Annotated in this window: 26 protein-coding genes; 12 read left to right on the top strand and 14 right to left on the bottom strand. The window is 64.3% G+C overall.

Annotated elements, in window-relative coordinates; genetic code table 11:
- Nucleotides 1–88: 88 nt before the first annotated feature.
- The 5 genes from ccmE to speB all read right to left on the bottom strand — a co-directional run bounded on the left by ccmE (nucleotide 89) and on the right by speB (nucleotide 4,507).
- Nucleotides 89–535 (bottom strand): cytochrome c maturation protein CcmE, encoded by a 447-nt coding sequence (ccmE, locus tag ACQ651_RS05790; RefSeq protein WP_227287467.1) that lies wholly within the window; start codon nucleotides 533–535, stop codon nucleotides 89–91.
- A gap of 16 nt (nucleotides 536–551) precedes the next feature.
- Nucleotides 552–1,580 (bottom strand): N-acetyl-gamma-glutamyl-phosphate reductase, encoded by a 1,029-nt coding sequence (gene argC, locus ACQ651_RS05785; protein WP_430448711.1) that lies wholly within the window; start codon nucleotides 1,578–1,580, stop codon nucleotides 552–554.
- A 140-nt stretch (nucleotides 1,581–1,720) separates the two neighbouring features.
- Nucleotides 1,721–2,536, bottom strand: coding sequence for a glutamate racemase (locus tag ACQ651_RS05780; RefSeq protein WP_227287469.1), 816 nt, complete (start codon nucleotides 2,534–2,536; stop codon nucleotides 1,721–1,723).
- A 7-nt stretch (nucleotides 2,537–2,543) separates the two neighbouring features.
- Nucleotides 2,544–3,458 (bottom strand): lysophospholipid acyltransferase family protein, encoded by a 915-nt coding sequence (locus ACQ651_RS05775; protein WP_375552321.1) that lies wholly within the window; start codon nucleotides 3,456–3,458, stop codon nucleotides 2,544–2,546.
- A gap of 86 nt (nucleotides 3,459–3,544) precedes the next feature.
- Nucleotides 3,545–4,507 carry an agmatinase gene (gene speB, locus ACQ651_RS05770; RefSeq protein WP_375552320.1) on the bottom strand — a complete coding sequence of 321 codons (963 nt, stop codon included), beginning with the start codon at nucleotides 4,505–4,507 and terminating at the stop codon, nucleotides 3,545–3,547.
- A gap of 132 nt (nucleotides 4,508–4,639) precedes the next feature.
- Between speB and ACQ651_RS05765 the strand changes: the two genes are divergently transcribed.
- A complete protein-coding gene (locus ACQ651_RS05765; RefSeq protein ID WP_227287472.1) occupies nucleotides 4,640–5,146 on the top strand; it encodes a flavin reductase family protein in 507 nt (168 codons plus the stop codon).
- Nucleotides 5,147–5,212: 66 nt separating this feature from the next.
- Here the strand turns inward: ACQ651_RS05765 and ACQ651_RS05760 are convergent, their stop codons facing one another.
- Nucleotides 5,213–6,376 carry a M20 aminoacylase family protein gene (locus ACQ651_RS05760; protein WP_430448710.1) on the bottom strand — a complete coding sequence of 388 codons (1,164 nt, stop codon included), beginning with the start codon at nucleotides 6,374–6,376 and terminating at the stop codon, nucleotides 5,213–5,215.
- Between the two features lie 64 nt (nucleotides 6,377–6,440).
- Here ACQ651_RS05760 and mazG point away from each other — a divergent pair, with 64 nt between their 5' ends.
- The gene (gene mazG / locus ACQ651_RS05755; RefSeq protein ID WP_430448709.1) at nucleotides 6,441–7,259 is read left to right on the top strand and encodes a nucleoside triphosphate pyrophosphohydrolase; all 819 of its coding nucleotides are present in this window, start codon (nucleotides 6,441–6,443) and stop codon (nucleotides 7,257–7,259) included.
- Nucleotides 7,260–7,356: 97 nt separating this feature from the next.
- On the opposite strand, the gene ACQ651_RS05750 is transcribed toward mazG, so the two are convergent.
- On the bottom strand, nucleotides 7,357–8,262 hold the full coding sequence (locus ACQ651_RS05750) for a LysR family transcriptional regulator (RefSeq protein ID WP_227287475.1): 906 nt from the start codon (nucleotides 8,260–8,262) through the stop codon (nucleotides 7,357–7,359).
- A 148-nt stretch (nucleotides 8,263–8,410) separates the two neighbouring features.
- On the opposite strand from ACQ651_RS05750, the gene ACQ651_RS05745 reads away from it, so the two are divergent.
- Genes ACQ651_RS05745 through ACQ651_RS05700 form a run of 10 tightly spaced genes read left to right on the top strand, consistent with a single transcriptional unit; the run spans nucleotide 8,411 to nucleotide 17,539 of the window.
- A complete protein-coding gene (locus tag ACQ651_RS05745; RefSeq protein WP_430448708.1) occupies nucleotides 8,411–9,445 on the top strand; it encodes an ABC transporter substrate-binding protein in 1,035 nt (344 codons plus the stop codon).
- A 16-nt stretch (nucleotides 9,446–9,461) separates the two neighbouring features.
- The gene (locus tag ACQ651_RS05740) at nucleotides 9,462–10,244 is read left to right on the top strand and encodes an ABC transporter ATP-binding protein (protein WP_430448707.1); all 783 of its coding nucleotides are present in this window, start codon (nucleotides 9,462–9,464) and stop codon (nucleotides 10,242–10,244) included.
- Nucleotides 10,244–11,059, top strand: a complete 816-nt coding sequence (locus ACQ651_RS05735; RefSeq protein WP_430448706.1) for an ABC transporter permease — start codon at nucleotides 10,244–10,246, stop codon at nucleotides 11,057–11,059. Before ACQ651_RS05740 ends, ACQ651_RS05735 begins: the two co-directional genes overlap by 1 nt.
- Before the next feature lie 29 nt (nucleotides 11,060–11,088).
- Nucleotides 11,089–12,456, top strand: coding sequence for an FAD-dependent oxidoreductase (locus ACQ651_RS05730; RefSeq protein WP_430448705.1), 1,368 nt, complete (start codon nucleotides 11,089–11,091; stop codon nucleotides 12,454–12,456).
- Between the two features lie 16 nt (nucleotides 12,457–12,472).
- Nucleotides 12,473–13,639, top strand: a complete 1,167-nt coding sequence (locus ACQ651_RS05725; protein ID WP_430448704.1) for a CaiB/BaiF CoA transferase family protein — start codon at nucleotides 12,473–12,475, stop codon at nucleotides 13,637–13,639.
- Nucleotides 13,636–14,409 carry an enoyl-CoA hydratase-related protein gene (locus ACQ651_RS05720; RefSeq protein WP_430448703.1) on the top strand — a complete coding sequence of 258 codons (774 nt, stop codon included), beginning with the start codon at nucleotides 13,636–13,638 and terminating at the stop codon, nucleotides 14,407–14,409. Before ACQ651_RS05725 ends, ACQ651_RS05720 begins: the two co-directional genes overlap by 4 nt.
- A 2-nt stretch (nucleotides 14,410–14,411) precedes the next feature.
- Complete coding sequence (locus ACQ651_RS05715) at nucleotides 14,412–14,762, top strand: indolepyruvate ferredoxin oxidoreductase subunit alpha (RefSeq protein WP_227287482.1); 351 nt, start codon at nucleotides 14,412–14,414, stop codon at nucleotides 14,760–14,762.
- A complete protein-coding gene (locus ACQ651_RS05710) occupies nucleotides 14,762–15,631 on the top strand; it encodes a dihydrodipicolinate synthase family protein (RefSeq protein WP_430448702.1) in 870 nt (289 codons plus the stop codon). Before ACQ651_RS05715 ends, ACQ651_RS05710 begins: the two co-directional genes overlap by 1 nt.
- Before the next feature lie 14 nt (nucleotides 15,632–15,645).
- Nucleotides 15,646–17,082, top strand: coding sequence for an aldehyde dehydrogenase family protein (locus tag ACQ651_RS05705; protein ID WP_430448701.1), 1,437 nt, complete (start codon nucleotides 15,646–15,648; stop codon nucleotides 17,080–17,082).
- Nucleotides 17,083–17,086: 4 nt separating this feature from the next.
- Entirely contained in the window at nucleotides 17,087–17,539 is a 453-nt protein-coding gene (locus ACQ651_RS05700) for a deoxycytidylate deaminase (RefSeq protein ID WP_227287485.1), read from the top strand.
- 13 nt (nucleotides 17,540–17,552) lie between these two features.
- Here ACQ651_RS05700 and ACQ651_RS05695 read toward each other — a convergent pair whose 3' ends face one another.
- The 7 genes from ACQ651_RS05695 to ACQ651_RS05665 form a co-directional block, all read right to left on the bottom strand.
- Nucleotides 17,553–19,358, bottom strand: a complete 1,806-nt coding sequence (locus ACQ651_RS05695; protein ID WP_430448700.1) for an ABC transporter ATP-binding protein — start codon at nucleotides 19,356–19,358, stop codon at nucleotides 17,553–17,555.
- Entirely contained in the window at nucleotides 19,355–20,173 is an 819-nt protein-coding gene (locus ACQ651_RS05690) for an ABC transporter permease (protein WP_227287487.1), read from the bottom strand. The genes ACQ651_RS05695 and ACQ651_RS05690 overlap by 4 nt, the downstream gene beginning before the upstream one ends.
- Nucleotides 20,173–21,114: an ABC transporter permease gene (locus ACQ651_RS05685; RefSeq protein ID WP_227287488.1), complete on the bottom strand. Its 942-nt coding sequence runs from the start codon at nucleotides 21,112–21,114 to the stop codon at nucleotides 20,173–20,175. Before ACQ651_RS05685 ends, ACQ651_RS05690 begins: the two co-directional genes overlap by 1 nt.
- Before the next feature lie 62 nt (nucleotides 21,115–21,176).
- On the bottom strand, nucleotides 21,177–22,721 hold the full coding sequence (locus tag ACQ651_RS05680) for an ABC transporter substrate-binding protein (RefSeq protein ID WP_430448699.1): 1,545 nt from the start codon (nucleotides 22,719–22,721) through the stop codon (nucleotides 21,177–21,179).
- A 91-nt stretch (nucleotides 22,722–22,812) separates the two neighbouring features.
- Nucleotides 22,813–24,462: an amidase gene (locus ACQ651_RS05675; RefSeq protein WP_430448698.1), complete on the bottom strand. Its 1,650-nt coding sequence runs from the start codon at nucleotides 24,460–24,462 to the stop codon at nucleotides 22,813–22,815.
- Between the two features lie 80 nt (nucleotides 24,463–24,542).
- Nucleotides 24,543–25,310, bottom strand: a complete 768-nt coding sequence (locus tag ACQ651_RS05670) for a FadR/GntR family transcriptional regulator (RefSeq protein ID WP_430448697.1) — start codon at nucleotides 25,308–25,310, stop codon at nucleotides 24,543–24,545.
- A 358-nt stretch (nucleotides 25,311–25,668) separates the two neighbouring features.
- Nucleotides 25,669–26,460 carry an FkbM family methyltransferase gene (locus ACQ651_RS05665; protein WP_430448696.1) on the bottom strand — a complete coding sequence of 264 codons (792 nt, stop codon included), beginning with the start codon at nucleotides 26,458–26,460 and terminating at the stop codon, nucleotides 25,669–25,671.
- Between the last annotated feature and the right edge of the window lie 11 nt (nucleotides 26,461–26,471).

Raw genomic sequence — 26,471 nt, 5'->3', positions numbered from 1 at the left:
CTAAAACTTGATTAAAAGCCGCGCGCGCGATCCGTTACGGTATCGCGACCTCGCCTCACACGGCGGAGACCGCGCGCCTTTATCGCGCTCAGCTCGATCCCGGATCGCGGTAGACACCCTGGTCCTGCAATGCCTCGATCACCTCGGCCGGCATGTAGGTCTCGTCATGGCGTGCCAGAATCTCCGTCGCCTGGAATACGCCATCGACATAGGATCCGGTGCCGACCATCCCCTCCCCCTCGCCGAAAAGGTCGGGCAGAACGCCGGTATAGGCCACCGCGACCGACGCACCGCCATCGGTCACGTTGAAGGTGATCGTCTCGCCCTGTCCGCGGACCAGCGTGCCCTCCTCGACCAGCCCTCCGATGCGGAAGACCTCTTCAGGCGGCGGCGGCGCCGCCACCACGTCGGATGGCGGGCGGAAGAAGTTGATCCCGTCGCGAAATCCGTAGCCGATCAGTGCCGCCGCCCCGGCCAGGCAGAGCGTCGCCAGCATGATCACCTGAATGCGGCGTTGTTTTTTCAGGCCCCTCATGGCCTCATCCTCCGTTTCACGGAAACAGCGGCGCCATAGTCAGCCCCGTCGTCTCCTCGATCCCCAGCATCAGGTTGGCGTTCTGTATCGCCTGCCCCGAGGATCCCTTGGTCAGATTGTCGAGCGCCACAAAGACCTGTGCCCGCCCCTCTCGCCGATCCGCCGCCACACCGACATGGACATAATTGGAGCCTCGCACATCATGTGTCGAGGGGGCTGCGCCAAAAGGCAGCATCTGAATGAACGGTTCGCCTGCATAGGCCGCGCTCAATGTGTCGTAAACGGCCTGCCCATCGCCCCTGACATAGACCGTGGCGAGGATGCCCCGGTTCATCGGCGCGAGGTGGGGTGTGAACTGCACCTCTACGGGCCGTCCGGCCAACTTGCTGAATTCCTGGTCGAATTCTCCCAGATGCCGATGGGTGCCGCCGATGGCATAGGCATTCGCACCTTCGGACAGTTCCGCGTGAAGCAGGTTTTCCTTCAGGCTCCGCCCCGCGCCGGACACACCTGTAATCAGGTTGATGATGATCTCGTCGACATCGATCACCGAGGCCTTGATCAGCGGCACCAGCGCATATTGCCCCGTGGCCGCGTTGCAGCCGGTGCCGGCCACCAGCCGCGCACGGCGGATCTGATCCCGGTAGAACTCGGTCAGGCCATAGACCACCTCGGCCTGCAACTCCGGCGCGTCATGGGGTTTGCCGTACCATTTCCGATAGGCGTCCGCATCGCGAAGCCGGAAATCAGCCGACAGATCCACAACCTTAAGACCAGAGGGCAACGCTTTGATAACACTCTGCGATGTCGCATGCGGCAACGCACAGAACGCCAGGTCTATATTGCCGAAATCGACCTCATCGATCCTTTGCAGAAGCGGTAGGTCCAGATGCCGCAGGAACGGGAAGACCTCCGCCATCGCCATCCCGGCCTTGCGGTCGCCGGTCAAGGCCTTGATCTCCATGTCGGGATGGGTGGAGAGCACCCGGACAAGCTCCGCCCCGGTATAGCCCGACGCCCCGAGGATCGCGATGGAATGGGTCATGGTTTTCGCCTCGCAAGTCTGCCCGCGCGGCTTAGGCGAAATGCGGGGAGGTTTCAAATCAAGATCGCTACTGCAACCTCACCAATCTTCATGGATGCGCGCCGCGCCCCCCCCCATCACGGGGCTCACCGTCGCGCAGGTCACTCCGCAAGTTGGAACGGAATTTCCCGCCGCAGAAACCGCGTGGCCTTCGCGCCCACCGTCTTGGGGTTGCCGGTGGTCAGAAACTTGCTTTCCACTCCCGCTCCAAGCTTGTCGGGGTGCCGGTCCAGATAATCGGCAAGGCTCTCCGCCACCAGATTGGCCTGGGAATAGACGGCAACATCGGGCCCGAGCGCGTCGCGAAAAATCTCTTCCATGATCGGGTAATGGGTACAGCCCAGGATCGCCGCGTCCGGCTTTGGCATCCGCCGTTGCAGCGCCTCCACATGGGAGCGCACCAAGGCCTCGGCTAGGATCATGTCGCCATCCTCGATCGCATCCACAACCCCGCCGCAAGGTTGAGCTTCAACGTCTACCCCTATGGCACGAAACGCCAATTCCCGTTGAAAGGCGCGGCTGGACACCGTGGCCGGGGTCGCAAACAGCGCCACATGCTTCACCGCCACTTCGCGCGGCGGAGAGTTGTCGCCCCAATTGCGTTCGGTCAACGCCTCGATCAGGGGCACGAACACGCCAAGCACGCGCTTGTCCGCCGGCACCCAGCCCTCCTGCATCCGGCGAAGCGCCGCCGCGCTGGCGGTATTGCAGGCGAGGATCACCAGATCGCAGCCCGCATCGAAGAGTTGCTGCACGCCTGCGGTCGTCAGATTGTAGATATCGTCGGCGTCGCGCACGCCGTAGGGGGTATGCGCGTTGTCGCCGAAATAGACAAACGGCACCTCCGGCAGCCGTTTGCTCACCGCATCCAGAACGGTCAGGCCGCCCAATCCGCTGTCGAAAATTCCGACTGCCATCTGTCTGTCAGTACCTTTCCCGGGGACCGTCCCGATGCCGTTCCTCGAACTCGAACCCGATCTCGTTCGGGTTCAGAGGATTCGGGCTCAATCCATAGGTCGCTTCGCGCAGGAAATCCATCATCGCCCGGGTATCTTTTGCGAAAGGCTGCAGATCCGCGCGCGGGATCGGCGTGCCGATAGCCACACGGACCGGCGTGTTGATCCGTGCCCGGAACTCCTTGATCAGCATGCCCATCCGCAGGGTCGAATGCAGATGGCTCATCAACTGGAACAGGCGCGAGTTGTGACCATCGAAGAAGATCGGCACGACTGCGGCGTCGGATTTCGCGATCATCCGGGCGGTGAACCCGCGCCAGTTCGGGTCCATCGGCTGGCCGAACGGTTTGTTGGCGGTGGACACGGTGCCGCCGGGAAAAATGCCGATGATCCCGCCTGCCTCCAGATACCGAAGCGCGGTCCTGCGCGTCTCGATATTGAGCTGCACCGCCTCCTTGCTCTCCTCGAAGGAGATCGGCAGGATGACCCGGTCCAGATCCTCGGCCTTGCGAAACACACGATGGGCGAGAATACGGAAGTCGCCGCGCGCCTGGCTGAGGATATGTCCCATCATCAGCCCGTCGAGAATGCCATAGGGATGGTTGGCGATCGCCACCACCGGCCCTTCGGCGGGGATATTGGACAGGCTGCCGCCCACGATCTCCAATTCCAGCCCGTAGCGCTGAACCATGACCTCCCAGAAGTCCCGGCCCTGCCGGACATCCTCGTCATAGCCTTCGGCCAGCCTGATCAGGCCAAGCCGTCCGGTGGCGTTTTCAAGGACACGGATCATCGCGCGCCCGCCGCGCGACGCGGCGGAGGAGGCGTAGCTGATCTCCCGCGCGACATGGCGGGATCGGGATGATTTCTGCCGTCCAGTCATGATGCCGTCACGTCAGCTTCTGGATGTGGCCCTGCAATAGGCCGGGGCAGCGATTCTTTCCAGAGATTTGGCGCGGCACCGGGCACTCACCGCCGGGGCCAACCCCAAAGACACAGAAGCTCCATCGCCACATGAGCCGCCGCAACCGCGGTGATCCCGCCGGTATCGAAGGGCGGGGAGACCTCCACCACATCGCCGCCCACCAGATCGATGCCCGCAAGGTCGCGCAGGAAGATCGCCGCCTGCCCCGACGAAAGCCCGCCCCAGACGGGCGTTCCAGTGCCGGGCGCGAAGGCCGGGTCGATCCCGTCGATGTCGAAGCTCAGATAAACCGGTGCATCGCCCACAACCGCCTTCACCCGCGCCGCCGCGGCGGCCGGTCCACGCTCATGGACCTGCCGCGCGTCGATGATCTCGATGCCCAGATTGTCCTCCACCACCGTCCGGATACCCACATGAACGGACCGGGCGACATCGATCAGCCCCTCCCGAACCGCCGTGTAGCAAAACGTGCCGTGGTCGATCCGGGCCGGATCGTCATCGGGCCAGGTATCGGTGTGGGCATCGACCTGCACCAGGGCCAGGGGGCCGTATCTGTCCGCATGGGCGCGCAGGATCGGCAAGGTGATCGAATGGTCGCCGCCAAGGGTGATCGCCGCGGCTCCCGCTTCCAGAATGGCGGCGATATGGGCCTTCACCAGATCCGGAAACCCGGGCGTGTGGGCATAATCGAAAGCCATATCGCCGTAATCGGTGATGGCCAGCGCCTCCAGCGGCGAATAGCCGTCCCACCCATACGGCGGGTCGAAAACCTGCAGGCTCGACGCCTCCCGGATGGCGCGCGGGCCGAGCCGGGTGCCGGGCCGGTTCGTCACCGCCTGATCGAAGGGGATGCCGGTGATCGCCACATCGACGCCGGTCAGATCCTTGGTATAGCGGCGGCGCATGAAACTGGAGACGCCGCCAAAGGCGTTCTCGAAGCTCAGCCCTTTCAGATCCGGCCGCGTGATCGCCTGATCCACCTGCTGTTTTGCGTCTTCCAGTGCCATATCACCTCCTCAGCTTCACGCCATCTGGCAAGCCGCGCGTCAAAAATACAAGCCGCAATAATGATATCCGGCGGCTTGCACCTATGTGTCAGCCGGGGCATGCAGAAGCCCGAACCTTGGCGGGAGGGCCAGATGAGCGATCCAGACACATTGCGCGACAGTTTCGTCGAAGGGATGAGCCGCGCCGCCGCTTCGGTCAGCGTCGTCACCACCGACGGGCCTGCGGGCCGGGCCGGCGTCACCGTGTCCGCGATGACGTCGATCTCGGCAGACGGGGACCAGCCGACCATGCTGGCCTGCGTGAATGCATCCTCCAGCGCGCTGCCGCCGATCCTGGAAAACGGATGTTTCTGCATCAACGTGCTGCGGATCGACCAGAATGACGTATCGGATATCTTCTCCAGCCGCCTGCCCGCACCCGGCGGGGACAAGTTCAACTGCGTGGAGGTTGCCGCCATGCCATCGGGCGCGCCCCGCCTGGTGGAAGCCCTGGTCAGCTTCGACTGCACGCTGATATCGGCGGAGAAGCACGGCACCCACCACATCTGCATCGGGGCGGTGAACAAGGTCGTCACCGCGCCAGAAGGCAGCCCCCTGCTCTATGGCATGCGCCGTTACCTGCGCGCGGAGAAACACTAGGCATCGCCCGGGGGCGCAGGTATCTCGCCCGTGCCGGGTCAGCGCAACGCGGCGCGAAAGACGCGATCATTCCGCCGGGTGCGCCGTTTCCACAAGACGGGCGAAGAAGCTGGCCCCGATCGGTGCGATCTCATCGTTGAACTCGTACTCCGGGTGATGCAGCCCGGCACTCTCCCCCTGTCCCAGGAACAGATAGGCCCCGGGACGTTCTTGCAGCATATAGGCGAAATCCTCCGCCCCCATCTCGCGACCGGCCGCGGCATCCACATTGTCCTCACCCACGACAAGGGCCGCCACAAGCGCCGCGAACTCCGCCGCGCCCGCGTCATTGACCGTGGCGGGGTAACCGATCTGGTAATCAAGCCGCGCGGAGACGTCATAGGCCGCCGCCTGCCCCGCCACGATCTGCTCCATCCGGCGCATCACCATGGCCTGCACATCCGGGTTGAAGGTACGGACCGTGCCACAGATATAGGCCTCCGCCGGAACGATGTTTTCGGCAGTTCCGGTGTGGATCTGGGTCACCGAAACCACCAGATCCTCGGTGGCATAATGATTGCGCGACACGATCGTCTGGATCGCGGAGACGATCCCCACCGCCGCCACGACCGGGTCCTTGGTTTCATGGGGCATGGCCCCATGGCCGCCCTGACCGGTTATGACAATCTCGAACGTATCCACCGCCGCCATGATCGGGCCGGGCGTGGTGACCATCCTGCCCTCGGGCAGACCCGGCGCGTTGTGCAGCGCATAGACCTGATCGATATCGAAACGCTCCATGATGCCTTCGTCGCACATCACCCTGGCGCCGCCACCGCCCTCCTCCGCAGGCTGAAAGATCAGCGCGACACGGCCCGCGAAATTGCGCGTCTCGGCCAGGTATTTCGCGGCCCCCAGCAACATCGCCGTGTGCCCGTCATGGCCGCAGGCATGCATCTTGCCCGCGTTGACCGAGGCATGGGCAAGGCCCGTGGCCTCCACGATGGGAAGCGCATCCATATCGGCACGCAGTCCGATGGTCGGGCCGGTCCCCTGCCCTTCGATAATCGCCACCAGCCCGCTGCTGGCGATGCCTTCATGGATTTCCGAGATCCCGAATTCGCGCAGCCGCTCCGCCACGAAAGCCGCCGTCTGGTGGCAATCGAACTGCAATTCCGGGTTCTGGTGCAGATACCGCCGCCAGGCGGTCATTTCGTCGGCAAAGCCCGCGATGCGGTTGATGACGGCCATGAACTTCCCCCCTTGATGCCCGCGTGCAACCCGGAAACAGTGTCGCAAAACCCGCGAGGCCGCAATGCGCGATGACAGCGACACCCTGATCCACGACCCCGATGGCGGCATGCCGCGCCTGCTGGCGATCATGCGCCGCCTTCGGGACCCCGATACAGGCTGCCCGTGGGATATCGAACAGACCTTTTCGACCATCGCCCCCTACACGATCGAAGAGGCCTATGAGGTCGCCGACGCCATCGAACGGGAAGCCTGGGACGAATTGAAGGGCGAACTGGGCGATCTGCTGCTCCAGGTCGTCTATCATGCCGAGATCGGCGCCGAACGCGGGCTTTTCGACTTCCCCTCCATCACCGATGCAATCTCTGACAAGATGGTGGCGCGCCATCCCCATGTCTTCGGTGACGAAAACCGCGAGAAATCGGCCGCAGATCAGACCCGCGATTGGGAAACGATCAAGGCCGCGGAGCGGGCCGAACGCGCCCGCGGCGGGGTGCTGGACGATGTGGCGCTGAACCTGCCTGCGCTGATGCGGGCCGAAAAACTGCAAAAACGCGCGGCCCGTGTCGGGTTCGACTGGCCCGGCGTCGACGACGTTCTTGCCAAGATCACCGAGGAGGCCCGCGAACTGGCCGAGGCACGCACCCATCTGAGCGCGGAAAAGGTGGCCGAGGAAATGGGCGATCTTCTGTTCGTGATGGCCAATCTTGCCCGCCATCTCCAGGTGGACCCCGAAGAAGCCCTGCGGTCCGCCAATCGCAAATTCACCCGCCGCTTCGCCTATATCGAGGCGCAATTGGCCGGATCGGACAGACGCCCGGAGGACAGCGATCTGGCCGAAATGGACGCACTCTGGGACCGGGCCAAGGCCGAGGGTCTGTGATCCGGGCCCTGCGTGGGCGTTCCCGCAGGTTCGAACGGCGAGGGGTAGAACTGGCATTGACCGCGCAACCACCGTACAACCGCCGCCCCATGAGCCTTCAGCTGTCGAGGCGAAGAGAGCGGAGGGATTTGGACAGCGCACGCGCCAGCAGATGCTGAACCGGCAAGAGCCCCGTCCGCGCCGAGATCAGCAGCCCCATCCGAAGCTCCCTCAGCAAGGGTGAGTTTATCCCCACATAGCGCAGGTGTCCGTCCTCGATCTCGTCGACGAAGCCGATCTTGGAATAGATGCCGACACCGCCGCCCTTCAGGATCATCGCCTTGGCCAGCGGAAGCGAGTTGGTGGACAATTGCGTGGAGATCTGCGCGCCCATGCCCCCGACCGCCTCATTCACGAAGGAGCGGTGGGACTGGGAATCGTATGAGCGGATCATCGGATAAGGGACCAGATCGTCGAATTCCAGAAGATCGCGCTCCGCCAGGGGGTGATCGTGGGCCATGATCGCACCGATGGGCGTGGATTTCTCGGCCTGGCAACGGACATCGGGATGCAGATCGTTGCTGAATGACAGACCGATATCCGCCGTTCCATCGGCCACGGCCTGCATGACGTCATGGGGCTCGGCCGTCTGGATCGTATAGCCCACCTCCGGGTAGGAGGCCCGGAATGTGTCCAGCACCTCGGGCAGCACGCTGAGCGCGACGGAATCGAGCGTCGCGATGTTGATATGGCCGGTGCGCATATCGCGGATGTCTTCGACCATGTTGATGATTCTCTGATAGTCGAACAGCGTGTTGCGGCAGTGTTCCAGCACCACGACCCCCGCTTCGGTCAGCGCCACCCCGTCGGCGTGGCGGTCGAACAGACGTATCCCGAGCTTGTTTTCCGTGCTGATGATTTTCCGGTTGAGCGAAGACGACGACATGTTGAGCACCGCGGCCGCTTTTCGGATGGAGCCCTGGCGGGCCGTTTCGTCGAAGTAATTCAGAAACCTGTCGTGCATCGCCCTGCCCTTCGGTGAACGGTTACGGGATACGATGCATAAAATGCATCACCATTCGCGCAAATTGAACCTATATGCAGCGCTTCGCCTATGTCTAGAGTTTCCCAAACCAACGAAAAAACTCTGCAACCCACGGGAGCTCCTGATCATGTCTCACCCAATCAACCGCCGCTCATTCCTGCAAACCACCGGCGCCGCGGCGGGCCTTGCCGCCAGCGGCACCATGATGTCGGTGCTGCCCGCCGGTGCCGGCGGGCATGCCTATACCATCCGGATGCAACTGGGCTGGCTCGCCTCCAACGGCATCATGGGCGAGGTCATGGCCGATCATCTGGGCTATTTCGAGGAGGAAGGCCTGGCGCTGGAGATCATTCCCGGCGGACCGAATATCGACGGGGTGCCCTCTGTCGCATCGGGCGTGAACAACTTCGGCTCGATCTCGTCCTCGCCCTCGCTGATGCTGGCGCGCTCCGCCGGGCTGCCGGTCAAATGCATCGCGGCCGGATACCAGCGCCACCCGTTCACCTATTTCTCCCTTGCCGGAAACCCGGTGCGGACACCGCAGGACCTGATTGGCAAGACCGTGGCCACGCAAGGTACCGCGCGCATCCTGCTCCGCGCGCTTCTGGCCCATAACGGGATTGCGGAGGAAGATGTGGAAGTCTCCGTCATGGGCGCCGATATGAACGCCCTGATGACCGGGCAGGTCGATGTCGTCACCGGCTGGACCACGAATGTGAACGCGCTGTCGATCCTCGGCGATCAGCGGGTCGATCTTGCGCTTTGGGATGGCGGCATCCAGCTGTACGCGAACCCCTATTACACCACCGACGACATGCTGGCCGAGCATGGCGACAAGATGCAGGCGGCCATTCGCGCGATCTCCCGCGGGTGGGGTGCAGCGCATGACGATCCGGAGGCCGCGGTGGAGGCGTTGGTGGCCCGCTATCCGAACCTCGATCGCGACAGCGAAATGCTGGCCGCGCCGCTGGTGCTGGATTTCTCCTTCAATGCGCAGACGGCTGCGGGCGGCTGGGGCGTGATGACCGAAGAGAACTGGCAGGCGCAGATCGACATCTATGACCAGCTTGACCAGTTCGCGAACGGCGCCCCCGCGCTGGACGATGTGATGACTCTCGAAATCCTCGACGCGACGGCGGACACCCGCCCGACCCACGGCTGACCCGATGGAGGGGATCGTGCAAGACCCGCGGGGAGGCCGCCACATCGCGGCCTCCCTGTCGGGGGCCAGCGTGACGTTCGGAAGCTTCACGGCGTTGTCCGATATCTCGCTCGAAATCGGCGCGGGCGAGTTCTGGACCATATTGGGCCCGTCAGGTTGCGGGAAATCCACGATGCTGCGGCTGGTCTCCGATCTGGTGCCGCCCGCGGCCGGCACGGTGGAAATCCTGGGCAAATCGACCGAGGCCGCGCGGCTGGCGCGCGAATTCGCCTTTGTCTTTCAGGACGCGACCCTCCTGCCATGGCGCTCGGCGCTGAAAAACGTGGAACTGCCGCTTGAGATGGGCCGCAAGCGCGGGATCGACATCCCCCGCGGCGAGCGCACACCGCGGGAACTTCTGGAACTTGTGGGGCTCAAGGGACGCGAAGATGCGCTTCCCCATGAGCTGTCGGGCGGCATGCGCCAGCGCGTCGCCATCGCCAGGGCACTGGTCTGCCAGCCCAGACTGCTGCTGATGGACGAACCGTTCGGCGCGCTGGACGAGATGACGCGCGACCGGCTGAACATGCAGCTTCTGGAAATCTGGCGGGAAACCGGTGTGACCTGCCTTTTCGTCACCCATTCCATCCCCGAAGCCGTGCTTCTGGGGCAGAAGGTCCTGATGCTGCGGGCCCATCCGGGCCGGGTGAAGGAGGTTGTGGAGATCGACCTGCCCGAACCCCGGAATGTGGAGCTGCGCGAGACACCGGAATTCAACCGCTATTCATCCTATCTGCGCAAATCGCTGGAGGATTGCTGATGACCGTGACCGAAAGCCTGCCCGAAACGGTGGACGCCGATGCCGCGCCGGAGCCGCGGGCGCCGTCTCTCCCGATCCGCCGGCTCACCAATGCGGCCGTTCCCCTGGGTACTGCGGCGGTCCTGCTGCTGATCTGGCAGTTTGGCGTCCGGTACTTCGACGTCCCGACCTATATCGCCCCGGCACCCACCGATGTGGGCGCGGTCTTCCTTGAGGAACTGCCGCTTCTGATGCGGAATTTCTGGCCGACCTTCACAGTCAGCATCGTGGGGTTTCTGGCCGGCAATCTGGCGGCGATCCTGATCGCGGTGACCTTCGTTCACAGCCGGGTCATGGAGCGCGCGTTCTTTCCGATCGCGGTGTTCATCAACACCATTCCCATTCTGGCGATCGCGCCGATCCTGGTGCTGATCTTCGGTCCGGGACTGACCGCGAAAGTGGTGATCGCGGGGCTCATCTGTTTCTTTCCAACACTGGTCAACATGGTGCGCGGCCTGCAATCGGTGAACCCGCAGACCCTTGAGCTGGCGCGGATACTCTCGGCCTCGAAATCCGAGGTCTTCTGGAAGATCCGCCTGCCTTCGTCCCTGCCCTTCCTGTTCTCGGCGCTGAAGATCGCCGCCACGACCTGCGTGATCGGGGCCATCGTCAGCGAATGGATCGGCGCCGATGTCGGTCTTGGCGCTCTCATCATCGACAGCACGTTCAACTATCGCTCACCGCTTCTCTACGCCACCGTTTTCCTGTCCTCAGGTCTGTCGGTGCTGCTCTTCGCGTCGGTGACGGTCGCCGAAAAACTCGTGGTGCGCTGGTAGCGCCCCAAACCCCTGAGGGAGAACTGGATATGGCAGATCGCCAGACAACATTCGTGAGCGTCGCGGGCGCTGAACTGCCCGTCGTCGCCGATTGCGACGTGGTCGTCGTGGGCGCGGGGCCAGCAGGCCATGCAGCGGCGGTGTCGGCCGCGCGCAACGGCTCGTCGGTGACGCTTCTGGAGCGCTATCACCATCTGGGCGGCATGGCGTCCGGCGGCATGGTTCTGGTGCTGGACGACATGGTGAACGAGGGCAACGAGATCGTCACCACCGGCATCGTCAACGAATTCGTCGCACGGATGGAGCGGCAGAACGGTGCGGTCTACCCGCCTACCGAGGACTGCCAGACGAATTGGGAGATGTGGCAGAAATGGTCCCGCTGGGGCTGCATCGATTTCCACAAGGCGATGATGCCGCAACCGATCATCCATGCGGTGGCCTTCGATCCGGACGCCTGGAAGCGCGTGAGCCTCGACATGGTGAAGGAGGCGGGGGTGAAACTGCGCACCCATAGCTGGTTCTCCGACGTGCTGATGGAGGGCGGGCGCATCACCGGCGTGATCGTCCAGACCAAGTCAGGCCGTCAGGTCATCCGCGCGAAATACGTGGTGGATGCGACCGGCGATCTGGACGTGGGCAAGGCCGCAGGCGCGGAATACATTGACGGGCAATACATCGTGACGACTGTCTTCCGCCTGTGCGATGTGGACACAGACAAGGCCATCGCCTTCGAGTTCGCCGAGCCCGAGGAATACAAGAAGCTGGATCGGCAGGCGCGCCGGGCGATCGGCGGGGCCTGGGGCATGTGGTGGCTGAAGACGCCCCTGCCGGGCGTGGTCTGGTGCAACTGCCCGCATATGCCGGGCTATGACGGCATCTCCGTCGAGGACATGGTCGCGGCCGAGTATGAAGGCCGCGAGCGGATGATGAACCTGCTGCATTTCGCCCGCAAAAACCTGCCCGGTTTCGAGAATGCCAAGATGCTGGGGGCCGCCGAACAGATGGGCATCCGGCAGACGCGTCTTTTGCGGGGCGAGTATGTGGTCAGCAAGGATGACGTGAAATCGCGGCGCTACTTCAGGGACACGGTCTGCCGGGGCCGGGATTACTACACGCCCTACCGCGCACTGTTGCCTAGGGGCATCGACAATCTGATCGTGGCCGGACGGCATTACTCCGTCGACAGCGACGCGCAGAAGATGAGCCGCGAGATCCCGCCCTGCATGGCCCAGGGGGAAGCCGCCGGTATCGCCGCGCATCTGGCGCTTGATGGCGACAAGGCCTTCCGCGACGTGGATTACAAGGCGATCCAGAAACAGATGCGCGCGCAAGGCGCCGATCCGGGCGACATACCGTCGGCCAATGCGCTGATCGAAGATCCGGTCGCGGCAGAATAACCAGAGGCAAGAACCCATGTCAGAGACAGTCATGCCGCTTGGCGGCGTCAGAATAATCGACTTCACGCAAGTGATGCTCGGGCCCTGCTGCACGCAGATGCTGGGCGATTTCGGCGCGGATGTGATCAAGATCGAGCGCCCCGGCGCCGGCGATCTCAGCCGCTCCTTCTATGGCGAGCGAAGCGAGGAGGCGATGAACAACGCGGTCTTCGCCTCGCTGAACCGCAACAAGCGGTCGGTCACGCTGGACACGAAGTCCGAGGACGGGCGCAAGGCGGCGCTCGACCTGATCAGAACGGCCGATGTGGTGGTGGACAATTTCCGCGCGGGCGTCATGAACCGTCTGGGCTTCGGGTATGACGCGCTGAGCCGGATCAACCCGCGGATCATCTGCGCCAGCGGCACCGGCTTCGGGCCCGAGGGGCCCTATGCCCACAAGGGCGGGCAGGATGTGCTGGCCCAGGCCATGACCGGGGTGATGGAAAAGACGCAAGACCCATCGATCCCGAAATCGATCTATCCTACCACGCTTTGCGACTATTCGGCGGGCATGCATCTGGTTCAGGGCATCATGGCCGCTCTTCTGATGCGCGAGAAGACGGGCAAGGGGCAGAAAGTCGGTGTCTCGCTCTATGACAGCATGATCGCGATGCAGATGCAGGAGGCCGCGCAATGGTCGAAACACCGCGAGGTGCTGAACTGGGCCGCGATGCCGCTGACCGGTGTGTTCGACACGACGGACGGCGCAATCGTGATTGTCGGAGCCTTCAAGGCGAACCCGTTGCAGGATATCTGTACCGCGCTTGAGATCTCGGATCTGTCGCCGGAATACCCGACCCTTTCGGACCAACGCGCGAACAAACCGTTCCTGCAGGAGACGTTCCGCGCCGCGATTGCGCAGAACACCTCCGCCTACTGGCTGGAGCGGCTGGAGGCGGTGGACCTGCTCTGCGCGCCCGTCCGCTCGCTTGGCGAGGCGCTCGACGACCCGCAGACCCGGATCAACGACATGCTTTGCCCGGTCGATCACCCGGTGCTCGGCGAGGTCACGCTTGTGGGCAGCCCCGTGCATCTGAGCGCCGCGCCGCTGCGTGTGCGTCATCTGCCGCCCCGACTGGGTGAACATACCGAGGAGGTGATGCAGGACCTGGCCGCGCGGCTTCGGACCGAGGCTGCCGAATGAGCGTTGTTCTTGACGTGGACGGCCACGTGGCGCGGGTGACGATCGACCGCCCGGCACGGATGAATGCCATCGACGCCGTGACCCATCGCCGTCTGGCGGACATCTGGGACGAGATCGAAGCGGATTCGGAGATCCGCTGCGCCGTTCTGACCGGCGCCGGGGATCGCGCGTTTTCCGCGGGCGCCGATCTGAAGGACGATACGGGTCTGTCGGGTGAGGAGTACTGGAAGGGGCTCAGCGCAGACGGTTATCGCGGTATCTCCCTGCGGCAGATGTCGACCCCGGTGATCGCGCGGGTGAACGGGCTGGCCCTCGGCGGCGGGCTGGAGATGGTTCTGGGCTGCGACATCGTGATTGCCGCGGATACCGCGCGCTTCGCCCTGCCGGAGGCCAAGGTGGGACGGGTCCCGCTCGATGGCGGCATGGTGATGCTGCCCCGCCTTATCCCGCGCAACATCGCCATGGGCATGATGATGACGGGCCGTATGGTGCCCGCAGCGGAGATGGCGGGATATGGCCTTGTGAATGCGGTTGTGCCCTTCGCCGAACTGGATGCGGAGGTGGACAGGTGGGTCGCGGATCTTCTGGCTTCGGCCCCGCTCAGCCTTCGGGCGATCAAGGCAGTCGCGCGCCGGACAGCCGCCCTTCCGCTTCACCAGGCCTATGAGACAGGCGCGCCCGAACTCTCCGACGCGCTGAGATCGGAAGACGCCCATGAAGGTGTGGCCGCCTTCCGCACCCGGCGCGCGCCGGTCTGGCGGGGCAGATAGGCATGGCCCTCGTGATCCTCAGCGCCTGCGTGGATGTGAAGGACGGGATCTGCACGACCTCCTGCCCGGTTGATTGCATCTATGAGGGCGAGCGGATGTTCTACATCCACCCGACCGAATGCATCGAATGCGGCATGTGCGAGTCGATCTGCCCGGTCGACGCGATCCGCTACGATGACGAGGTGCCCGAGGGTGAAGAGGCCTATGCCGAGATGAACACGGCCGTCTTTCTGGATGCAGACGGCAGGGTCACCGAACCGGGCGGCTGGCACAAGGGCATGGAGCCGGTCCGCGATGCGCCCAATCTGGCCACGCTGACGGCGGCCCGCGAGATCAGGGAAGAGGCAGGTTGATGCAAGGCGTGATTGCGGCGGTACCGACACCGATGGACGGGGCCGGAGCCCCCTTGCGGGATTTGTTCACGGAGCATTGCCGTTGGGCGCTGGCCAATGGCTGCGACGGGCTGAACATTCTCGGCTCCACGGGCGAGGCGAATTCCCTCGACACAACAACCCGCGGCGCGGTGATGGGTTGGGCGGCGGAGGCCTGCCCGACGGAACGCCTGATGGTCGGGACCGGCACGCCCGCGCTGGCCGAAACGGTCGCGCTGACGGAAGCGGCCGACGATCTGGGCTATGGCGTGGCACTTGTGCTGCCGCCCTACTACTACAAGCCCGCAAGCGAGGCCGGGCTGATCGCGTGGTACATGGCGCTTCACGCGGCGCTTGGGGATCGGCCGATCCGGATCTATTTCTACAACTTCCCGCAAATGACGGGGCTGAACATACCGATCCCGGTGATCGCGGAGCTGGCGATGCGGGCCCCCGAACGCTTCGCCGGGATCAAGGACAGCTCCGGCGATCTGGCCTATTGTGCCGGGATCGTGGCGCTTGAGCGCGATCTGGCGGTTTTTCCAAGCTCCGAAACGGTGCTTCCCCATGCCCGGTCGGACAGGTTCGCGGGCTGTATCTCCGCTACGGTGAACGTCACCGCCCCGCTTTGTGCGCAGGTCTGGGCGAAGAACGGGGATGGCACCGCCGATCTTGCCGACGAGATCGCCCGTCAACGCGCGGCGATGGCGGGGCCGACCCTAATCCCGGCCGTCAAACACATGGTAAGCCGCCGCACGGGCGATCCGCGCTGGCGCCACACCCTGCCCCCTTTGCAGCCGCTGCCGGACGGTGCGGCCCGTGATCTCGAAACCGGTCTCCTTCATCCCTAACCAACGGAAAAACAATGCCCAAGCACATGTCCCTGATCGATGGCCAATGGGCCGATTTCGGCAACTACCATCCCGATATCAACCCGGCCAATACGGACGAGGTGATCGGGGAATTCTCCTATGGAAATACCGATGCCGTGGATCAGGCGGTTGCCGCGGCCAAACGCGCCGCGCCGGGTTGGGCCGCGACAACGCCGCAGGTGCGCCACGATCTGCTGGCCGCCGTGGGCAATGCATTGGGGGCGAATGCCCAGGACTACGGGCGTATTCTGGCCCGCGAGGAGGGCAAGACGCTTGCCGAGGCCATCGGCGAGGTCGGGCGCGCCTCTCAGGTGTTCAAGTTCTTCGCCGGTGAGGCGCTCCGGCTTGGGGGGCAACTGCATCCGTCGGTCCGGCCCGATATCGATATCGAGGTCACGCGGGAGCCCATGGGCGTCGTCGGTCTGATCACGCCCTGGAACTTCCCCATCGCGATCCCGGCCTGGAAAGCCGCGCCCGCGCTGGCCTTCGGCAATTGCGTGGTCATGAAACCCGCCGACCTGACCCCGGCCTGCGCCCATATCATCGCCAGTCTTCTGAACGAAAACGGCTGCCCGCCGGGTGTGTTCAACCTTGTCTACGGGCGCGGCTCCGTCGTGGGCGAGGCGTTGGTCAACCACCCGGATGTGGCGGCGATTTCCTTTACCGGCTCGGTCGCGGTGGGCAGCCGCATGGCGGAAACCTGCGGCAGGCTGCGCAAGAAGCTTCAACTTGAGATGGGCGGCAAGAACCCGATGGTGGTGATGAATGACGCCGATATGGACACCGCCGTCTCCGCCTGTCTGAACGGCGCGTTCTTTTCCACCGGGCAGCGCTGCACGGCGTCTTCCCGGCTGATCGTAGAGGCCGGGATACACGACGCCTTCGTCGAGAAGCTCCGGGCTGCGATGACGGCGCTGAAGGTCGGCGATCCGCTTGACGCGGCAACGCAGATCGGTCCGGTGGTCGATGAGAAGCAACTGGCCACCAACCTGACATACGTGGATCTGGCCTCGCAGGAAGCCGCCGAAGTAATCGGCGGGGAGCGGTTGGAACTGGCGACGCCCGGCTTCTTCCAGGCGCCGGCGCTCTTTCTCGGCACCACCAACGACATGCGGATCAACCGGGAGGAAATCTTCGGACCCACCGCATCGGTGATCAGGGTGGGGGATCTGGAGGAAGCCATCGCGGTCGCCAATGACACCGAGTTCGGCCTGTCATCCGGCATCTGCACCAGCAGCCTCAAGACGGCACGGGAGTACCGGCGCCGCGCGCAGGCGGGGATGGTGATGGTGAACCTGCCGACCGCCGGCGTAGATTATCACGTGCCCTTCGGCGGGCGGAAAGGCTCCAGCTTCGGGCCTCGGGAACAGGGCGGCTTTGCCGCCGAATTCTACACCACGGTCAAAACTGCCTATGTCTTCGCGGCGTGAGCGCATGGGCACCGATGCGATCTGGACGGCGCGCTTCATGGGTCTTTGCGACCATGTGGCCTCCTGGTCCGAGGACCGGGACCGCCATGTGGGCTGCGTCATCGTCGGCCCCAAAGGCCAGGAGGTGCGCGCGACGGGCTACAATGGCCTGCCGCGCGGCGTCTCGGCTGCCGATGAGCGGCGGTTCGACCGGGCGAGCGGAGAGAAATTCTTCTGGGGCGAACATGCGGAGCGGAACGCGATCTATAACGCCGCCCGCATCGGCGTACCGCTTCAGGGCTGCACGCTCTACGTGAACCGCTTTCCCTGTGCCGATTGCGGGCGGGCGATCATCCAGTGCGGGATCGCGCGGGTGGTCAGCCCGCCGATCCCCGAAAACGACGGGGCGCTCGACCATAGTTTTCAGGTCTCAAGGCAGATGCTGGCCGAGGCGGGAATTGAGGTCGTGCACCCCTGATGGCACGTCGACCTCAGCCCTCCCGCAGCACCAGATGGCCGGGCCCGACCGTTTCGTAACGTGACGGTTCGGGAGTGTAGCTCAGCGGATGCATCGGCGACGGGATCGGTTTGAAGTTCAGATCCCCGATCTGCTTTCGGTCGCGCGGATCGGCAATGGGCACCGCCAGCATCAGGGATTTGGTGTAGCTGTGCTGGGGGTTCTCGAAAACCGCGGCCCGGGGCCCGATCTCGACAATCCGGCCCAGATACATCACCGCAACATTGTGGCTCACCCGTTCCACCACGGCCATATCGTGACTGATGAACAGAAACGACAGGCCCAGATCGGCCTGCAGTTCCATCATCAGGTTCAGCACCTGCGCCTGCACCGACACATCGAGCGCCGAGACAGCCTCGTCCGCGATGATCAGCTTGGGCGACACCGACAGCGCGCGGGCAATCGCGATCCGCTGGCGTTGCCCCCCGGAAAGCTCGTGCGGAAAGCGGCGCATATAGGCGCGCGGCAGTTCCACCCGGTCGAACAGGGCCGCAACCCGGTCCTGCAACTCCGATCCGCGGGCCAGATCGAAGTTGCGCAAGGGTTCGGCCACCTGCGCCGAAAGCCGCATATAGGGATTGAGCGAGGCAAACGGATCCTGAAAGATCATCTGCATGTCGCGCCGCAGGATGCGCAGATCGCGATGGCTGGCGGCCAGAACATCCTTGCGATCCAGAATGGCGGAACCGGATGTCGGTTCGACCAGCCGCAGGATGGAGCGGCCGCAACTGGACTTGCCGCAACCGGATTCACCCACCAGCGACAGCGTTTCGCCCTTGTTCAGCGTGAAGGACACATCCTCCACCGCGTGAACATTGGCCACGTGACGCCGCAGGGGGCCGCCCTTGACCGGGAAATAGGTGGTCAGGTTGCGCACCTCCAGCAGAAGCTCGGGCGTCTCACGCGGTGTGATGGGTTTCGGCGGCACGGTGTCGCCCACAAGCCGAAGGGGTTCGGGCGCGGCCTTGCCCCGCATCTCGCCAAGGCGCGGAACGGCCGCCAGCAGCGCCTTGGTGTACTCCGCCTTGGGGTTGGCGAATATCTCCTCCACCGGCCCCTCTTCCACCACATCGCCGCGATACATCACCACGACCCGGTCGGCGATCTGGGCCACGACCGCCATGTCATGGGTGATGAACATCACCGCCATGCCGGTTTCCCGCTTCAGCTGATTGATCAGCGCAAGGATCTCGGCCTGTATCGTGACGTCCAGCGCGGTCGTCGGTTCGTCCGCGATGAGCAGGCGGGGGTGGCATGCCATGGCGATCGCGATCACCACGCGCTGCCGCATTCCGCCCGACAACTCATGCGGATATTGCTTCAGCCGCCGCTCCGGCTCGGGGATGCGCACCTCTTTCAGCAATTGCAGGGCCCGCTTGGTGGCCGCCTGCCCGGTCAGCCCGCGATGCACGCGCAACCCGTCGGTCAGCTGCCGTTCGATCGTGAAGACCGGGTTCAGCGACGTCATCGGCTCCTGAAAGATCATCCCCATTTCGTCGCCGCGAATGTCCCGCATCGTGTCGGCATCCGCCTGCGCGAGATCTATGGCGCCGTTTTCACCAGTCAGGGTCATCCGGCCATCGACGATGGTGCCGCCGCCGAATTCCACCAGCCGCATCAGCGACAAAGAGGTGACCGACTTGCCCGACCCGCTTTCGCCGACGATACAGACCGTTTCACCGGGATTGATCGAGAAGCTGACATCCTTGACCGCGGTGACCTCCTCGTCGCCCTTGCCGAAGGTGACGCGCAGCTTCTCGATATTGATGATCGGGGTCATGTCTGGGTCCTCGGGTCCAGCACGTCGCGCAGGACATCGCCGAACATGTTCAGGCCCAACACCGTGATCGCCACCGCCGCCCCGGGGACAAGGGCGGTCCACGGCGCCACGTCGAGATAGTCGCGGCTGGCCTGGATCATCAGCCCCCAGCTTGCGTCGGGCGGTTGCGTCCCCAGCCCGAGGAATGACAGCCCCGCCTCGGCCAGAATGGCGAAGGCAAGGCTGATCGTGCCCTGCACGATGATGGCGGGCATGATGTTCGGCAGGACATGGCGGATGATCATCTTGAGATCCGTGGTGCCGGCGGCCCGGGCGGCTTCGACATAGGGCATCTGCGCCACGCGCAGCGCCTCCCCCCGGATGATACGGGCCAGAAACGGTGTGAACGCGATCCCGATGGCGATGATCGTATTGGTCAGGTTCGGGCCCAGAACGGCGCTGATCGTCAGCGCCAGAAGCAGGGCCGGAAAGCTCAGCAGCGTGTCGACCAGCCGCATCAGCACATTGTCGATCACCCCGCCGTAATAGCCCGAGATGATGCCGAGCGGCAGCCCGATCACCACGCTCATCAGCACCGCGGCGCCGGCGATCATGACCGAGGTTTGCGCCCCGAGCACAACCCTGTAGAAGAGATCCCGCCCCAGTTGGTCGGTGCCGAAGATATGGTCGAGCGAGGGGCCAGACAGCCGCGCGCGCATGTCCATTCTGGTGGCGAATGTATCGGGGATGAAGAGCGGCGCCAGTATCGCCACCAGCAGCATCGTGATCACGATGCCCCCGCCGAGCAGCCCCTTGCCTGTCATGAAACCGCGCATCAGCTCAACCGGATCCGCGGGTCGATCACCACGTAGAGCAGATCGACCAGAAGGTTTGTCAGCATCACCACCGCGGCGATGACGAAGACGGAGCTTTGGATCAGCGGAATATCCCGGTTCAGAAGCGCCTGATAGGTCAGCCAGCCCATACCGGTGTAATTGAAGAGGCTCTCCACCACGATGATCGAGCCGAAGAGATAGCCTACCTGCAGCCCCGCCACCGTGAGAACCGGGCCGATGGCGTTGCGCAGCCCATAGCTCCAGACGACCTCCCGCTCGGCCAGACCCTTGGCGCGGGCGACGCGGATGAATTCCTGTTGCAGGATGCCGATCATGGTGGAGCGGGTCATGCGCGTCAGATGCGCCATCAGCCCGAGACCGAGGGCGAGCGACGGCAGAAAGGCGTGGCGGATGGCCCCAAGCAGATCATCGGCGGGATGAACGAAGCCGCTGGACGGGAACCAGCCCAGGGCACGGGCGAAAAGCAGGATCAGCATGATCCCCCAGAAGAAATCCGGCAGGCTGACACCGACCAGGGCCGAGGTGCTGGCGGTGCTGTCCTGCCAGCGGTCCCGATGGATCGCGGCCCACACCCCGAGCGGGATCGCGAAAAGCAGGGCGATGGTCATCGACATCACCACGATCACGCCACTGGCCACGACCTTTTGCGCGATCAGGGGCGCGATCGGCTCCCTGAAGACGAGGGAATGGCCCCAGTCGCCGGTCAGAAGCCCGCCGATCCAGCGGCCATACTGCACGATCAGCGGATCGTTCAGGCCAAGGCTCTCCCGCAGGCCCGCCAGAGCCTCCGGGTTCGATTGCGTGCCCATGATCATCATCGCCACGTCGCCGGGCAGGATGTTGGTGACCGCGAAGGTGATCACCGAAATCAGGAACAGTGTCAGCAACACGGACAGCACGCGGTTGATGATGTAGGCCATGGGCACCCCGGGTGTTCTAGCGAAAGACCCGGGCGACGTTGCCGCCGCCCGGGCGGGTTGGATCAGGCGTTCAGCCAGACCTTGTGGAAGTTCAGGTTGGACCCGTTGGGATGCACGATCGTGTCCAGTCCGCCCACGGACGGCTGCGCGCCGATGCTGCCGTTGCGGAACCACAGCATGATGTCATGCGCTTCGTCGAAGAGCCGCTGCTGCACCGCCTTGTAGATCTCGGCCCGCTCCGCCGGATCGACGGTGATGCGCGCCTCTTCCGTCAGGGCGTCGATCTCGGGGTCGCTGACGCTGCGATAGTTGAACGCGCCGACGGTGTTGAACAGGCTGTAATAAAGGAAATCTGGCTCCCACAGCGTGAAGAAGTTCATCATCGTCATCTGGAAATCCCGATCGACCCAGCATTGGGACAGCCAGTCGGCCCAGGTCAGCTGCTCGATCGTCAGGTTGACCCCGGCCATCCGGAACCACTCCACCAGGATCTGCGCACTTTCGATATGGTAGGGGTAGTTCGTCGTGGCCTTGAACACGATGTCGAGGCTGCCGGGCGGATAGCCCGCCTCCTCCAACAGAGCGCGGGCGCCCTCGATGTCCTGCGGCCGCTGGACGAGATCGGCATTGAAGCTTGCCGATGTGGGATAGCTGGGCGAGGCGGTCACCGCACCCTGCCCCCAAAGCGCGCCTTCCAGCAACACCTCCTTGTCGATGATCATGTCGAAGGCACGGCGGACGCGCGCATCCTGAAACGGCTCGAACGTGTGATTCAGGTTGACGAAGTCCCAGTTCAGCGGGAACCACTTGACCACCTGCAACTCGCCGGCATCCTCGATCTCTCCGATCCGGTCGGCGGGGATGTCGTTGATCATGTGCAACTCGCCCGTGCGCAGCCCTGTCAGGCGCACCGTCGGCTCGGGGATTTCGCGGGCGATGACCCGCTCCAGATAGGCCGGCCCGTCCCAGTAATCGTCGAACCGCTCAAGTTCCACCTCGTTGCCGAATTCACGGCGCACGAAACGGAAGGGGCCCGCCCCGATCGGGGTTTCGCCCTGCACGTCGCCGGACCCTTCGGGCATGATGACGCCCGCGCCGTTTTCGGCCAGCCGCGACAGGAAGGGCGCATTGATCTGGTTGAGCGTCACGACCACGGTCAGCGGATCGGGCGTGTCGATGCTTTCCACCGCGTTGAACACCTCGAAATTCACGGCGCCGGTATCGGGGTTCGCGCAGCGCTCGAAGGAGTACTTCACATCCGCCGACGTCATCTCGGACCCGTTGTGGAACTTCACGCCCGGCCGCAACCTGAACGTATAGGTGAGCCCGTCATCGCTCTGCTCGAAGCTCTCGGCAAGCATGGGAATGACGTTAAGATCCTGATCCACCGTCACGATGGAGTTGTGTACGTTTTGCAGCACCCGACCGGTGGAGGCCGTGCCGGTCTGGTGCATATCCAGGTTTTGCGTGGTCTCCGAATGGCCCCAGATCAGGGTGCCGCCGCTTACGGGTTCGGTCTGCGCCGAGGCGATCCTCGGGGCCGCGCCGGAAAACAGCGTTGCCCCAAAGACGGCGGTGGTACTCGCCAGAAAGCTTCTGCGTTTCATCGTGTCATCTCCTTTTTGGTGGCCGCGGCTTCGGCGGCCCTGTCACGCTTGAGATGCCCGCATTCTGCGGGTCATTATTGCTCGTCCGTCCTCAGTTCGGGAAGGTGGGCCGACGGTCGGCGACCCCCAGTTTCTTCTCCAGCGCCATGCCGAGATTGAGCAGCGGACCCTCGTCAAACAACTGCCCCCAGAGCGAAATGCCCTGCGGCACGGTAAAGGTCGTCTCGCCGGCGGCGTCCCCGGTGGTCAGCTTGCCCGCGCCAAGCGACGCCATCGACCGGCTCGCGATATCCTCGAAACCCGCGCGCAGATGCACGCATGGATGCCCCGTGAAATTCGACGCGACCAGCATCGGGCCAGTGGAAAACGGTCCGATCAGCGCATCAACGCCGCTCATCATCTCCCCCACCGCCTGCATCACGCGGTAGCGCAGCCGGTCGGTCTGAACCAGATCCACCGCCGAGACGAAGCGCGCCTTGCGGAACGTGTTGGGCCAGGCCCCGTCGTCCTGCCAGCGCAGGGTATCATCCGTATCCTCCAGCGTCAGCGCCTCGAACGCGGCCGCCGCCTCGGCATAGACAACGGTCATCAGGGAGGCATAGGGGAGATCCTCAAGGGTGACTTCCTTCACCGTGATCCCCAAATCCTTTGCCGCCGCCAGCGCCGCGCGGTCGACATCGGTCGCGCCGTCCTCGAACGCTTCGGGAAGATAGCCAAGCGTCATCCCCTCGATCCCCGCCCGCGCATCGAACTGGAAAGACGCGGCGATCGACCCGCGGTCGCGCATGTCGCCGCCGTTGATCGCGGCCAGAACCAGGGCGGTGTCCTCCACCGACCGGCAGATCGGGCCCACCTTGTCGAGCGACCAGCAAAGCGCCATGGCCCCTGCCCGGCTGACCCGTCCGAAAGTCGGACGCAGGCCCGTCGTCCCGCAGCGCTGCGAGGGCGAGGTGATCGAGCCAAGCGTCTCCGTCCCGATGGAAAATCCGCACAGCCCCCCCGCCGTCGCCGAGGCCGAGCCCGCGCTCGACCCGCTTGAGCCTTCGTTGAGGTTCCATGGGTTGCGCGTCCAGCCGCCATACCACAGATCGTTATAGGCCAGCGCGCCCACGGTCGTCTTGCCAAGCAACACGGCGCCTGCCGCCCGCAGGCGGGTCGTAACCGCGGCGTCGCTGTCCGGAACGCGGTTCTGAAACGGCTCCGCCCCCCAGCCTGTCGTGATGCCCCTGGTGTCGAACAGATCCTTCAGACCGTAGGGAATGCCATGCAGCGGCCCCAGCCAGACGCCCGCGCCCAGAAGCGCATCCATGGCGTCCGCCTCCGCGCGTGCCAGATCCGGCGTGACGGTCGCAAAACATTCCAGCTTGGGATTCAGAAGCTCGATACGCGCCAGATAGAGATCGGTCAGCGCGCGGGAGGAGATCTGCCCGCTCCGCACCCAATGCGACAGATGGGTAAGCGGCGCAAAGGCGATATCCTCAGGGTCGGACGGCAGCGGCGCCGTGATCTCCGACGGGTGCAGCGCGTCGATCCCGTGGGGCATCGCAAAGCCCGGCAGGCGCGGGTCGAACCGGCAGGCCATTGGGGTGCCATTGTCCAGCCTCAGGTCCCGGCGCGCGATCATCAGATCGCGCTGGCCATCCAGATTGCCAACCATCTGCGCCCGCTCTTTCGCGGTGTAGGCAAGGCCCAGAAGGCGCTCTGCCCCGGCGATATCGGCTTCGGTGATCGTGTCCGCCATGTCATGTCCCCCGTTCAAGTCCTGCGCCCGTCCCATCTCCGGTCCGGGGCGCGGTCAGCTTTGCGTCGGCTAACCTCTCGTCATTTTTTCAAACGCCTTTTCGATGTTTTGTCCGTGATCCGTGCTTCCGTGGCAAAGGAATGCACTTCGCCCGTCTCTCTCATCGACCGGCGCAGATCATCCGTCAGTGTCTGCAGGTGATCGGTCATCGCGGCCCGCGCCGCATTCGCATCCCGCGCGTCGATCGCGTCTATGATCCGCTGGTGCTGCTCGTGATAGACGACTTTGGTCTTCAGAGTCCGGGCCAGATGCCGGTCATGTTGCCAGTTCTCGTCCATCCGCACCGTATCGAGCAGGTCGAATGCCGCCGACAGGATCGGATTGTCGGGGATCCGGGCGATCAGACGGTGCAGCGCGCCGTCCCATAACTCCCAGTAGTCGGAATCCGATGCGCCATGGGCCCGTTCGGCCAGAAGGCGCAGCCGGTCGACATCTTCGGCCGTGGCGCGGCGGGCGCAAAGGGCCGCCAGTTGCGGCTCCACCCCCATCCGCGCCTCCATGATGCCGAGCGTGTCGACCTTGTCGGCGATCGTGGCCGCCATCTCGGTCGCGGGACGCCTTGGCTGGCCCGCGAACGTGCCCTTGCCCTGCCGCCGCCACAGCAATCCCTCGGCCTCCAGCACTTCAAGGGCGCGCCGGACCTGGCGCCGACCGCAGCCCAGTTTCTCCGACAGTTCGCGTTCCGTCGGCAGTCGGCCATCGGAGGGCAGATTGCCCTTTTCGATCATGCGCCTGATCTGGTTCAGCGCACGCGTCGTGTTGTCCGAAAAGTCTCCGTCGCTGGTCACCGGAACTGGCCTTCGCTTGGATTTGCAACGAATCTATCATTCGTTGGTGCGTACCAAATGTAAAATGGTTCGTCTATCCGCGTCAACCTGACATTGCCGCCGGAGTGCTCCGATGCCCGCCAAAACCGCGCCGATGCTTATGAAACGCACAGCTCACGATCACCTGTGTTTGCCCCAGGTGTCACAGGGGCGAGACGCTCTGCGGGACCGGGTTTTCCGTCTGCCTGAAATCGGGGCGATGGCGCGGACATCATGCCGCGATTTCGTGCAAACCATGCGCGCTGTGCAACGCCGGATCGACACTTTCCGCGGTATGCACGCGATCCGATTCCCGATGCCCGGTCAACCCGGTTCCCCCCTACGCTCTCAGCCGGGCGTAGATGTCTCCAGAATTTGCCGCGGCAGGCAGGCGCAGGATTTCGGCGCACATCTCCGGGGCGTTCGTCCAGCTTGACTGGCGCAGGCGGTGGTCTTCGCCAAGGCTGATGTTGAATTCGTAGGGACCGAGTTCGCACAACCGGTCGATGCAGGCACAGGCCATGTCGCGCTGAAGCGTGGTCACTTCGAACGACAACGCCGGGACCGCCCGAGCAAGGCCCTTCAGTACCATCAGTTCGTGGCCTTCCACGTCGATCTTGACGAAATCCGGCACGCCATGCCGGGCTATGAGCCGATCAAGCGTGGTGACCGGCACGCGGACCGTTCTGTCCCAGACCTCGTCTTTCCATGCGGGGGCCGAGGATGCGGCGGCGACGAGATCGGCCGAGGCGGTCGAGACGGTCGGGTTGCCGGAGTTGAGAAACATCTCGATCTCGCCGGGCCCCTCCCCTGCGGCCATCTGTTCGAGAACCGCGCGCCGCTGGCGGCCGTGAATGAGACGGAGCGCGCGAAAGACTTGCGGCTGAGGCTCCAGTGCGACAACGCGCGCGCCCAATCGCAGAAAGCTTGCCGTCCGGTCCCCGACATGCGCGCCGATATCGAAGGCAAGCCCGCCATCGGGCACGAAAAGCGCGTTCAGACGATCCATCCGGCTCGTCCGCGCCGCATCGCGGTAATAGATATCCAGCGACCGCCCGATCGCCGCCGCCATCCCGCGGGATCGGGGGGCGGCACCTTCCGCCGCCCCGGCGCGCTTCCCTGTCGGTTTCATCCTGCTCGCTC

The organism is Rhodophyticola sp. (assembly GCF_965284195.1).
In the GTDB taxonomy this organism is placed as follows: domain Bacteria; phylum Pseudomonadota; class Alphaproteobacteria; order Rhodobacterales; family Rhodobacteraceae; genus Rhodophyticola.
This window is presented reverse-complemented; position numbering and strand designations above follow the sequence as displayed.